General features: G+C 57.0%; 10 protein-coding genes and 1 tRNA gene. 6 read left to right on the top strand and 5 right to left on the bottom strand.

Annotation, left to right across the window (positions count from 1 at the left end; genetic code table 11):
- Positions 1-43: 43 nt before the first annotated feature.
- Positions 44-1,267, bottom strand: a complete 1,224-nt coding sequence (locus tag ACZYTD_RS10320; protein WP_463891801.1) for an iron-containing alcohol dehydrogenase — start codon at positions 1,265-1,267, stop codon at positions 44-46.
- Between the two features lie 207 nt (positions 1,268-1,474).
- Here ACZYTD_RS10320 and ACZYTD_RS10325 point away from each other — a divergent pair, with 207 nt between their 5' ends.
- The 4 genes from ACZYTD_RS10325 (at position 1,475) to ACZYTD_RS10340 (ending at position 5,315) form a co-directional block, all read left to right on the top strand.
- A complete protein-coding gene (locus ACZYTD_RS10325; protein ID WP_463891803.1) occupies positions 1,475-2,962 on the top strand; it encodes an alkaline phosphatase in 1,488 nt (495 codons plus the stop codon).
- A gap of 26 nt (positions 2,963-2,988) precedes the next feature.
- A complete protein-coding gene (locus tag ACZYTD_RS10330; RefSeq protein ID WP_463891804.1) occupies positions 2,989-4,368 on the top strand; it encodes an alkaline phosphatase in 1,380 nt (459 codons plus the stop codon).
- Positions 4,369-4,427: 59 nt separating this feature from the next.
- On the top strand, positions 4,428-5,111 hold the full coding sequence (locus tag ACZYTD_RS10335; RefSeq protein ID WP_463891805.1) for a hypothetical protein: 684 nt from the start codon (positions 4,428-4,430) through the stop codon (positions 5,109-5,111).
- 128 nt (positions 5,112-5,239) lie between these two features.
- Positions 5,240-5,315, top strand: a tRNA-Thr gene (locus ACZYTD_RS10340).
- A gap of 140 nt (positions 5,316-5,455) precedes the next feature.
- Here the strand turns inward: ACZYTD_RS10340 and ACZYTD_RS10345 are convergent.
- Entirely contained in the window at positions 5,456-5,713 is a 258-nt protein-coding gene (locus tag ACZYTD_RS10345) for a helix-turn-helix transcriptional regulator (protein WP_463891807.1), read from the bottom strand.
- Positions 5,714-6,172: 459 nt separating this feature from the next.
- Entirely contained in the window at positions 6,173-6,487 is a 315-nt protein-coding gene (locus ACZYTD_RS10350) for a hypothetical protein (protein WP_463891808.1), read from the bottom strand.
- A gap of 306 nt (positions 6,488-6,793) precedes the next feature.
- Between ACZYTD_RS10350 and ACZYTD_RS10355 the strand changes: the two genes are divergently transcribed.
- Both ACZYTD_RS10355 and ACZYTD_RS10360 read left to right on the top strand, forming a co-directional pair.
- Positions 6,794-7,393: a class I SAM-dependent methyltransferase gene (locus ACZYTD_RS10355; protein WP_463891809.1), complete on the top strand. Its 600-nt coding sequence runs from the start codon at positions 6,794-6,796 to the stop codon at positions 7,391-7,393.
- Positions 7,390-10,308: a DEAD/DEAH box helicase family protein gene (locus ACZYTD_RS10360; RefSeq protein WP_463891810.1), complete on the top strand. Its 2,919-nt coding sequence runs from the start codon at positions 7,390-7,392 to the stop codon at positions 10,306-10,308. Before ACZYTD_RS10355 ends, ACZYTD_RS10360 begins: the two co-directional genes overlap by 4 nt.
- Positions 10,309-10,821: 513 nt before the next feature.
- Here the strand turns inward: ACZYTD_RS10360 and ACZYTD_RS10365 are convergent.
- A complete protein-coding gene (locus ACZYTD_RS10365) occupies positions 10,822-11,673 on the bottom strand; it encodes a protein NO VEIN domain-containing protein (protein WP_463891812.1) in 852 nt (283 codons plus the stop codon).
- Between the two features lie 40 nt (positions 11,674-11,713).
- Positions 11,714-12,399, bottom strand: a 686-nt coding sequence (locus ACZYTD_RS10370; protein ID WP_463891814.1) for a nuclease-related domain-containing protein, incomplete at its 5' end; no start/stop codon positions are given.

A 12,399-nucleotide genomic window follows, 5' to 3' on the forward strand; every position in this document is an offset into this window, starting at 1 on the left:
CAGCAGAGTCAACCGGAGGCCACGCACAAATAGAGCCCAGAGGCTAAAGGGCCGCAACCAGGATCTGCCGACTCTCGCTCAGGTTGATCGCCTGACGCTCCCCCAGCCCGACCCGGTTATGCTGCTCCAGTTTGGCAATCAGGGCAGCTATGGCCGAGGCCTCGATACCATAATCGGCTAAATGCGTCGCCACCCCCAAGGACTCAAAGAAGTGGCGGGTGTTCAGGATCGCCTGTTCAATACGCTCCTCTTCACTGCCTTGCACCAGCCCCCAGACGCGGGTGGCATATTGCAACAGCTTGTCGCGCTTGTTCTGCTGCTGATGCGTCAGCACGCAGGGCAACAAAATAGCCAGGGTCTGGGCATGATCCAGCCCATGGAGTGCCGTCAGCTCGTGGCCCAGCATGTGGGTCGCCCAATCCTGCGGCACACCCGCCCCTATCAGGCCATTCAGCGCCATGGTGGCCGCCCACATCAGATTGGCGCGCACCTGATAATTTTCTGGCTCGAGTAACGCCTTGGGCCCCTCTTCTATCAGGGTCAGCAATAAGCCTTCGGCGAAGCGATCCTGCACCTTGGCTCCCACATCAAAGGTGAGATACTGCTCCATCACATGGACAAAGGCATCCACTACCCCATTGGCCACTTGGCGGGGTGGCAGAGTGTAACTCTTGGTCGGATCCAGCACCGAAAATTGCGGGTAAACGTGAGGGCTCATGAAGACCAGCTTGTCATGCTGGCTCTTGGTGATGAGGGAAACCCCGGCATTGGCACCGTTAGCCGCAGGCAAGGGGACTCGAGTCACATTGCGGCTGATCACCGCCCCGGCGTTCATCTCCGAACCGGTGGCTGGCAGCGTCAACACACAGCCAAAAGGCAAAGCCGCCTGCACAGTCGCGCCACCGTTGAGCAGTATCTCCCACGGATCACTTCCGACCCAGCAGGCCGCTGCTGCAATAAACTTGGTGCCATCAATGACCGAGCCGCCGCCGACGGCCAACAAGTAGTTGATCTTGTGATTTTTTACCAGCGTCACCGCCTGCATCAGGGTCTCATAGCTGGGGTTGGGCTCAATGCCGCCAAACTCCAGCAACGCACGCCCCGGCAAAGCGGCCTTCACCTCATCCAGCACCCCGAACTTGATGACGCTGCCACCGCCATACGTCAGAAGAATGCGCGCATCCTGTGGAATTTCTTGACCAAGCCGGGCTATCTGGCCTTCACCAAACAGCACCTTGGTTGGATTACGAAACTCAAAGTTATACATGCTTCTCTCCTCTGTACTTTTACATAAATTATGCATTTTCATGCATAACCCATCAAACAAGAGCGGAGTTGTAACATAACAAACAATTAGTTGCGTTACGTAAAATCAATAAATATCCAATGAACATAAAGCATCATATAACTTACATCAAAATGTCATCCCGACCATCTAGCCTCAAGCCACTTTCAACCCAAGGAGTAACCCACCATGGAAAAGTTGGCACCCCTAGCTGCCCTCATCACCGCCTCGTTATTACTGGCCGCCTGTAATTCCGATAACAACAGTTCAACCGCGGCCACCCCAACCACCCCAACCACCCCCACCACGCCTAGCACACCGACGACCCCGACCACGCCACCGGCGCCTCCGGTCGCTACTGCCGCCAAGCATGTGCTCTTCTTCCTGGGCGATGGCATGGGGATCACCACGCTCACCGCCTCACGCATCTACTCAGTCGGCGAAGATGGCAACCTGACCATAGACACACTGCCGGAAACCGCCTTCCTCAAGACCTACTCTAACGACTCCCAGGTTACCGACTCGGCCCCTTCCATGGCCGCCTATATGACAGGGGTGAAGAGCAATAACGGGGTCATCTCCATGGACAGTGAGGCCACCCAGCTCGCCGACTGCTCGGCCAGCAAGGGCAAGGCCGTCACCACACTGCTGGAGCTGGCCAAGAAGAGCGGCATGGGCACCGGCGTGGTGACCTCCACCCGCGTCACCCACGCCACACCTGCGGCCACCTACGCCCATATTTGTAACCGCGATCTGGAAAATGATATCGCCGTACAGGCGGTACCGGGTGGCACTGGCTTCAACAGCGCCCTGGGCGATGGGCTCGATGTGATACTCGGTGGTGGTCGTAAGCAATTCCTGCCCGCCACCACCCTCAAGGGTGGACGCAGTGACAATCGCGATCTGGTCGCCGAGCTCAAGAGCAAGGGGTACGGCTACGCAGCCAGCAAGGAAGAGTTGGCCGCAGCCGACAGCAGTAAGCGCCTGATCGGTCTGTTTAACGACAGCCACCTCTCCTACGATCTGGACAGAGCCAATGGCAAGGCCCCCACCGAGCCATCGCTCACCGAAATGACCACCAAGGCCATCGACGTGCTGAGCAAGAAGGAGAAGGGCTTCTTCCTGATGGTTGAGGGCGGACGTATCGACCATGCTCTGCATGACACCAATGCCAAGCGCGCCCTGCAAGATACCGTCGCGTTCGACAATGCCATCAAGGCCGCCATCGACAAGATGAAGATCCTGGATCCGGATCTGAAAAATACCCTGATCGTCGTCACCGCCGACCACGACCATACCCTGGTGCTCAATGGCTATGCCAAGCGCACCGGTAAGACCACTTCTAGTGAAGCGGGTGTCCTCGGCGTGGTGAAAAACTACTCAGGTAGTGGCATAGGCCAACCCGCCACCGACGCCAACAGCATGCCCTACTCCATCATAGGCTTCGGCAACGGCTCTAACCGCGTCGATGGGCCACGCACCGCCATCGATGATGCCATGACCCGTGGTGATGATTACCGCCAGGAAGTCGTCTTCAATGTGGGCGCCCCGGGTAGTGAAACCCATGGCGGCACCCATGTCTTCCTCGGTGCCCTTGGCATGGGCGCGGATGGTTTCCATGGCGTCATGGAAAACACCGCCGTATTCAACAAGGTCAAGACAGCCGCTGGTCTGTAACCGTCAGAATTCAAGGAGCATTCATCATGTTAAAACCGATCCTGTTGAGTGGCGCCATCGCCGCCGCCCTCGCCTCTTCAGCTGTACTGGCCGCCCCAGCCAAGAACGTCATCTTCTTCCTGGGTGATGGCATGGGCCCCACCACGGTCACCGCGGCCCAGATCTACAAGGTAGGGGAAGAGGGGTTACTGACCATGGAAACCCTGGAGTACGCCGCTCGTATCAAGACCTTCTCCCACGATGCCCAGACCACAGATTCCGCCCCCTCCATGGCGGCGTACATGACCGGCGTGAAGATGAACAATGAAGTGCTCTCCATGAGCTCAGATACGGTTGCCGAGGCTCCACTCAAGGATATTAACGGCAACAAGGGGCTCTCGGGTTGTGCCAGTAACAATGGCCAGGCCGTGCCTACCCTGCTGGAGCTGGCCAAGGCCCAGGGCAAGGCCGTGGGCTCGATCACCACGACCGAACTGACTCACGCCACGCCAGCCGCCACCTACTCCCACATCTGCCACCGCGATGCCGCCTACGACATAGCGGCACAAGCCATTCCCCATGGCAAAGGCTTCAACAGCGCACTGGGGGATGGTGTAGACGTGCTGATGGGCGGCGGGGCCAACTACTGGACCCCCTTTGATGCCACCACCAACAAGCGCGGTCGGGCCGATGCCCGCGATCTGCCCGCCGAGCTCAGAACCCAGGGCTATGCCAGCGTCACCACCAAGGCCGAACTGGCTGCGGTGGATCCGGCCGCCAACAGCCGCCTGATTGGGCTGTTCACCAAGGATTATCACCTGGACTATGATCTGGACCGGCAGAAGAACGCCGCCAACACCCAGCCCTCTCTGGCCGAGATGACCAGCAAGGCGATTGATATCCTCAAGAACAAACCCGAAGGTTACTTCCTGATGGTGGAAGGGGGTCGCATCGACCACGCCCTGCACGGCACCAACGCCAAGCGCGCCCTGCAAGATGCCGTAGCCTTTGATAACGCCATCAAAACGGCGCTGGCCAAGGTGGACTTGAGCAACACCCTGATAGTCGTCACCGCCGACCACGACCACACCATGACCTTCAACGGCTACTCCGCCAAGGGCAACAACATACTGGATCTAGTCAAAGAGGGGCCGGAGAAGACCATCAAGCGGGATATCAACGGCAACGCCATCACTACCCTGGCTTTCGGCAACGGTCCCAACCGCAAGGAGACCCGTACCGATCTGACCAGTGATCAGGTCATGAGCGACGACTATCTGCAGGAAACCGGCGTCAAGCTGGGCTCCGAAACCCATGGCGGCGGCGATGTCATGCTGTTTGCCAGCGGCGCCAACGCCGCCCTGTTCAAGGGCACCCTGGACAACACAGCCGTGTTTACCAAGGTCAAGAGCGCTCTGGGTCTGTAATCGCTCCTTAATGGCAGGCCTGCGGGCCTGCCTTTTTTTGTAATGAGGTTTTTAGCACTATGATGCGACTGTTTCTGCTGGCCCTGGCTCTACTCTGCTCCAATCTCTCTGCGGCAGATGAACTCCCCCCCATTCATGCCCTGATCACCCATGTCAGCCTGGAGGTCAGCCCGGATGGCATCACCCAGCAGCACAGCTACAAGGAGCGCTGGATCCGTACAGGCGACACCCAATGGAGTGAACGCCTCATCCCCCTGCCAGTCGCCCGCGCCTTCCACCAGATCCATGACAACGCCAAGACGCCCCACAAGCACTTCATGTACCAGATGGCCGCTCGTTGGATCACCAGACAACCCAATGGCGAGCTGGATCTGACCTATGTGGATCACTACCACCGTAACCAGGTGCATTACCCGCCCATTGAATATGGTCAGGCAGGTTTTGTGCCCAATTGGCCGCAATTAAGCCAACTATTCGACCCGGCCTTGCTCTCCCAATTTACGCTCACAGGCGAGAGTGGCGAACATGGCAGCGTCTGGTATCAATTGGAAAAGGATAATCAGATCATGCGCGTCCGCTGGTCCGATAGTCTGAAACTGGCCCTGGAAATTGAACACCACAGCCGCGACGGCTACAAGCAGTACCATATGACGGTGCAGCTCAAGCCAGCGCTTCCCATGCAACTGCCGTGGCAACAGTTAGCCGGCTACGATCAGAAAGAGATCAGCGACTTCTTCGACTAAACAACACGCCAAGCTCAACAGGCAAATGGTTAAGATCTAGGCAAACGTCGCAACTGACGTGATGTGCATCAACTGAATCGCAAAAAGAGCCTTGATCACCCACCCGGATGATGCAGAATAGCACTCACGCCGGTATAGCTCAGTTGGTAGAGCAGCGCATTCGTAATGCGAAGGTCGTAGGTTCGACTCCTATTACCGGCACCATATAAAACAAAGGGTTACAGCTCATTGAGTTGTAACCCTTTGTGGTTTTTGGCGCTCGCGTACACAACCGCGTACTCTTTGATACAGGATTACATGTTCGAAAAACCAACCCCGGATGACGCCCGTAAACCATCGATACGTCATGCCACCTGCAATTTCTCTATCCAATAGAGCAGATCCGATAGCCTCCAGGCCACGGCTTTACAACCCAGACACAGTCGTGCTGGAACCAAACATTGCTGCTCCAGAAGCCACCAATGAGTCCCACTTAGGCCCGTGATGGTTTTACGCTCCCGTACCAACCGTTCCGGTCCCCCCAAGTGTTCCAATAACCGTCGGCGAGTTTCGAGATCCGGCGCCGCAAATTCTGTTTTACCGCAAATCGGTTTTGTAGCCATATCCCCCCCTAGTTAGCAACGAAATGACGTTGTTGGCGGTAGTTTATGGTTCACAGCAGTAAGACTCCTCCGGGCTGCCAATGTTCGTCACGTAAGCACAATAACTCCGTTCACCCTGAGCTTGTCGAAGGGGAAGGTAAATTCTTTAAAATCAGTTAATTACCAATGTAGGTACGAATAGCGAAGCGTATTCGTACGCATGGATCCACGAATTACGCATCACCAAAGGACAGCCATGTATCCCATTTACAACACAGAGACACCTTGCGCTGTTCTCCCTCCCCTTTTTTCAAGGGGAGGGCCGGGGTGGGGTTTGCTTTTAAGCTTGCCTCCGACAGAAGCCGTCGCAGATTGGCGCTGAGCCTGCCAAGCCCAGCGTTTACCGCGTGCATAGCTAAAAGATGCAGCCGATGGAGACTCAAGCGCTGCGAGTTGGGTATTCGTTGCCTGTCTCTTTCATCACAACACCTCCCACCGACCACGCTTGCGCGGCCCGACAAAGCGTAGGCGACCGGCTTTGACCAAACCAGAGGCGGCCCGCTCTATGGTACTGGTTGCTTTATCAAGCCGTAGTGCCACCTCTTTTAGCGTCAAATCAGGCTCAGCCGACAAGAGTGCCAGTACCCGCTCCGGTGTGTTGGGTTTGGGTTCTACCCGCATTTCTACCCGCATTTCTACCCGCGTTTCTACCCGCGTTTCTACCCGTGTTTTTGGCCGGGATGCAGGTTGTTCGGCAATGGCCGCAGCCAGAGAATCACGCAAGGTAGCCAACATGAACACGCATCACCAAAGGACAGCCACATCACCAAAGGACAGCCATGTATCCCATTTACAACACAGAGACACCTTGCGCTGTTCTCCCTCCCCTTTTTCCAAGGGGAGGGCCAGGGTGGGGTTGGCTCTTAAACTTGCCGCCGACAAAAGCCGTTGTAGGCTGGCGCTGAGCCTGCGAAGCCCAGCGTTTACCGAGTCAGGCAACAGCCTGCGCACGAATTGACTCGGCTTTTCCCGCTTTTCTTGCTGGTGTCCCCCCGCTTTTTGTTAAAGTACCTGTCATTGCTGTCACTGTGGGAAGCCTTGATGTCCATCGATTACTACAACCAGAACGCCCGTAACTTTTTCGACGGCACCATTGCTGTGGATATGGCCACGCTCTATCAACGCTTCCTCCCCCTTCTGCCGCCGCATGCCCATATTCTCGATGCCGGTTGTGGCTCGGGGCGTGACAGTCGCTATTTTCTCGATCAGGGATTTTGCGTCACGGCTATGGATGCCAGCCAGGAGCTGGCTCAACTCGCTCAGCGCCTGTTGCAACAGGCGGTGACGGTTTGCCGTTTCGATGAGTTCCAGGCCAGCAAACCGCTGGATGCCATCTGGGCCTGCGCCTCACTGCTGCATGTGCCACTTGCCGAACTACCGGCTGTTATGGCACACCTGACGGCCCAGTTAACAGCGCGGGGTATCTTCTACTGTTCGTTCAAATACGGCAGTGGTCAAGTCAGCCGTGATGGCCGCACCTTTACCAATATGGACGAAGCCGGGCTCGATGCACTGCTGCACTCTTTGCCGCTGCAAACAGTGCCGCTGCGCATCATCGACATCTGGCAGACCGGCGATCTGCGTCCCGGACGCGAGAGTGAACGTTGGCTCAATGTAGTGCTGCAAAAGGAGTCCCGATGAGCCAGCTCTCTCTTTTTTGCGGTGGCTCAACCCAGGATCCCTCCTTCACCACGCCCCTGCTTGCCCCTTTGATTGCCGCCATCAATCAGGCCAGCCAGATAGATATCACCGTCTCCTTCATTCGCCAGAGCGGGTTAAGGCTCCTCATCCCGGCGCTGGAAGATGCCCAGCAACGCGGTGCCATCATCCGCATCATCACCTCTGATTATCTGGATGTGACCGAGCCCGTCGCCTTGCGCGAGCTGATGCAGTTTGCCGAACGCGGCGCAGAGGTGCGGATCTATGAGAGCGCCAGCAATCCTGGCTTTCATATGAAGTCCTACCTCTTTATCCACACCGCCACTGCGGATCAGCTGCAAGGCTGTGCGTTTGTCGGCTCCAGTAATATCTCGCGGGCCGCCCTGACCGAATCACTGGAGTGGAACTGGTGCCATCAGGTCAATGATCGGCCCGATAGCCCTGGGGCCATCACTCTGCTGCAGGTTCGTCGGGAATTTGAGCGCCTGATGGATGATCCCCGCGTCGTGGCATTGAGCCATCCCTGGATAGACAGCTACCTGCAGCGTTACCGGATAAGCCCGCTAACCGGCTTGCGTGTGCTGACTGGCGATAATCTCAGCAATGCCGAACAGCTCAGGGAAACGCCCTTACCCAACGAGGTGCAAGTTGAAGCCCTGGCGGCATTAGCCCAAAGCCGCCAGCAAGGCTTTGTGCGCGGGCTGGTCGTGATGGCGACGGGGCTGGGCAAAACCTGGCTTGCCGCCTTCGATGCCAGACAGATGGACGCCCGCCGCTTGCTGTTCGTCGCCCATCGCGATGAAATCATACTGCAGGCGCAACGCACCTTTATCCGCATGAGACCGGATGCCCATACCGGCCTCTATAACGGCAGCCGCCAGGATCAGGCCGACTGGCTCTTTGCCTCGGTACAAACCCTGGGGCGCGACAGCCACCTGCGTCAGTTCAGCCCGGACCATTTCGACTACATAGTGGTGGATGAGTTTCATCACGCCTCCTCCCCCACCTATCGCCGCATACTCGACTACTTCGCGCCCCGTTTTCTGCTCGGCCTGACCGCCACGCCTGAGCGCACCGATCAGGCCGACATTCTGGCACTGTGCGATGACAATCTGATCTACGAAAAGGGGCTGCGCGATGCGATCCTGGCGCGGCAGCTGGTGCCGCTGATCTATCACGGCATCCTCGATGAATTTATCAACTACGACGAGATCCCCTGGCGCAATGGCAAGTTTGATCCACAGGCACTGGAAACCGCCTTTGCCAGCCACAAGCGGGGGCAACATGCCCTGACCCACTGGTTAACCTTGCGCCAAACCCGGACGCTGGCCTTCTGCATCTCCACCCGCCATGCCGACTTCATGGCCCAGCTCTTCCAGAAGGCGGGCATTTCAGCCGCCGCCGTCTACGCCGGTTCAGCCAAGCGCCGCAATGAGGCGTTAGACGAACTCGAACGCGGCGAGCTGCAGGTGATCTTCTCGGTAGACCTCTTCAACGAAGGGACGGATCTTCCGGCCATAGACACAGTTCTGATGCTGCGCCCGACCGAATCACGCATCGTCTTCTTACAGCAGTTGGGCCGTGGCCTGCGCCTGCACCCGGATAAAAAGCATCTGGTGGTCATCGATCTGGTCGGTAACCACAAGGCCTGTCTGCACAAAACCTACCTGCTGCAAAGCTTGTTAGCGGCCACGGAGGGCAAGCGCAGTCCACAGGATCCCCCCATTGCGCTGCCGGATGGATGCCATATCAATCTCGACCCCACGCTCCTGCCCCTGCTGAGCAAACTGCAACGCGGGCAGCGGCTTCATGTTCGGGACGATTACCGCTCACTCAAAGAGGAGCTGGGCTATCGTCCAACGGCAGCGCAGGCATTCTGGGCCGGTTTTGATTTTGTAAAACTGCGCAAACAGCATGGCAGCTGGTTTGGTCTGATCGAGCAGGAGGGCGATCTGAGCGACGAGGCCCTCTCCGTTCTGGCAAACCTGCGCGACTTCCTGCTGACCGGCATTGAAACGACCGTCACGACCAAAAGCTTCAAAATCATACTGCTGCAGGCAGTGCTGGATCTGGACGGCCTGCGCCAGCCGCCGACACTGCGGGAGTTGGCGCGCCACTCACGACAGGTCATAGAGCGCCACCCTGAGATAGCAGCCCGGGATCTGAGCCCCAAAGAGCGGGCGCTGGCCGCCGACTCGGATGGCTGGTTCCGCTACTGGCGGGATAATCCCATCAAATTCAGCACGACCGGCAATGCAGACTCCAAGGCAAGCTACTGGTTTGAAATCCGGGACGAGCACTTCTGCCCCGCTTTCACCCTGCCGGAGCAGCAGCTTGAGATACTCCATCAGATGATGCAGGAGCTGATTGATCTGCGACTGGCCCAATACCGCCAGCAAAAACAACTCACTCAGCCCAGCCCTGTGGACACAGCCCCCCTTGTCAGTGTAGAGACCGAAGCAGGCACCTCGGCCCCGCAGAACCTGATCCGCCTGCGTTACTACCCCAATCTGAAAATCGCCTGTGGCCACTTTAAAAATGGCTCGGCGGATGATGTGCAATGGATGACGCTGGACGAGCAGCACAGCTTGCTCGATCCCGAGCGCGTCTTCCTGGCCAATGCCAGCGGCAACTCGATGAATGGCGGCAAGGACCCGATACAGGATGGCGATTTACTGCTGCTGGAGTGGATCGACCCGGATCACGCCGGTTCCCTGCGCAACCTGATAGTGGCAATCCAAAGAGAAGACGAAGCCGGAGATAGCCAATACCTGCTGCGCCGCATCATCAAAACCAACGACGGCAGCTACCTGCTACGGGCCAACAACCCGCAATACCCCGACATGCCCGCCGATGACAAGATGCGCCCCTTCGCCAGATTAAAAGGACGAATCTAACGCGGCTCTCTGGGTTTCACTAACGACCACTGCCCTCGAATATGGGGAAAACCTGGATGACCGCGACCGTCGATCTCAACCCTCTTGGGGCCTCTTTCCCCTCATCGTTTCAAGGGGAGGATCTAGGTGGGTTGGCTTTTCGCCAACCCAAGGCAGAGACCTTTGTAGGCTGGTGCTGAGCCTGCGAAGCCCAGCGTTTACCGCGTGGAATTACCGTTCAGTTGAGCCTGTGAAGCCAACGCTTGCCGCGAGATATCGCCGTTCACCCTGAGCCTGTCGAAGGGGAAGGTAAATACTTTAAAATCAGGCAATTACCCCGTAGGTACGAATAGCGAAGCGTATTCGTACGCATGGAACCTCACCAAAGGACAGCCAGCTATCCCATTTACAACACAGAGACGCCTTGCGCTGTTCTCCCTCCCCTTTTTTCAAGGGGAGGATCAAGGTGGGGTTAGCTTTTGAGCTTGCCTTCGCCAAAGGCCGTTGTAGGTTGGGATGTCCTTAACGCTTTCGCTATAACACACTGCAGATATAGGTCACTGCATCCAGCTGACAGTTGCGTTTGATCGACCCCGGTAGCTCGAAGGCATGAGCAGCCTGACGAAAGCCATAGACCCGACTCAGCACAAATAGCTCTGCATGATCGTGAGAAAATTCGACCTCGTTACGCGAGGCATAGAAGGGTGTTTCTTTGGCAAAGGCGGTCGTCTTGACCTCGATCAGCCGATCCCGGCCATTAGGCTCATAAGAGTGGATGTCATAACCCAAACCATCGCCCTTGGTTTTAGCCACATGCTCGACTCGATCGGCCAGGTGATGGCAACCCGCCATGATCAAGCGTTGCCGTTCAAAGCCCAACACCAGCAACTCACCGGCTTCACCCAATTTACGATTGGACGCCTCACGAGCCGCATAGTCGCGCTGCAGCTGGGGCCGTTGCAGTCGATAGGCGATGGTGGGTTCACGCACACTGTTTGCAGCTGATGGCGGCTCCACAAGAAAATCACTGAAATCAAAGTGCGTCGGGACTACCGCAGGTTGATCGACAGCCGCCATCAGCAGCTCGTCAAACTCAGGATGACGCAGCAGCCATTGCTCCACCTCCTCACCCAGCGCAATCTGGACATTGGACAAGGGCTTGTAGCCATTAATCCAGACCCGCCCGCTAGCCTTGAGCACGGCACTGATATTCTGATGCTTCTTCTCAACCGCCGCAGGGCTGCGCCCGTTGAGCTTTTCCAGCAGAGCACGTCGATGGGCCGCCTTGTTGAAGCGCTGCCCGGCCAACTCCTGCTGCAACATCAGCATATAATCCGCCACAGTGACAGCAATCTCCTGCTGCGACCAACTCACTCCCAATGCCATATTTTCCCCTACTCAAATCAGTGCCTGAACTGCTACCCGCTCACTCTTCTGCCATCATGCCCCTACATGCAGGGTAGCGGGAGCAGCCCCAGAAGGTATTTCCCGCCTTCTCCCCTTTTTTCACCACACGGGAGACCATGCTGCTGCCGCATTTTGGACAGGATGGGGTCGCCACTTTTTCGGCAATGATGCTTTTAACATGGGCCACATGTTCACGGTTGGTTTTAAAACTACGCTCCAGACGCCCGCCCTCTATCTTGGCAATGATCTCCTGCACCTGTTCATGACTCAGTACCGGCGTGGTTTGGGCCTTGATATAGCGGATAAAACCATTGCCGTGGGTAACATTCTCCGGCATGGGCGTCTTGAATACGGCATCCCCGACAAAGGCGATGACCGAAAAGATCTGCTCATCGCTAAGCCCCAGCAAAGATTGCAGGGTACGGGTGTGCTTGTAGTTCTGGTGCAGCGGATTCTGGAACTTGTTGCTGCAACGGTAGATCTTCTGGGTCCAGGTTTTCTGGTTCTGGCCGCCGAAGATCCATCCCTTCATATTCTTGGTTTCGACCACAAAGAGCCCGTAGACAGAAACGATCACATGATCGATCTGGGTCGAGCCATCCTCGGTCGGCAGGGTGACATTTTTGAGCAAATGGTAATGTTGCTTATCCAGCTTCAGGCGGATCGCCAGATTGACCACATACTCACCCAGAAGCCCTTTGCACC

This window comes from Pseudaeromonas sp. HNCC25DJ180 (genome assembly GCF_055413345.1).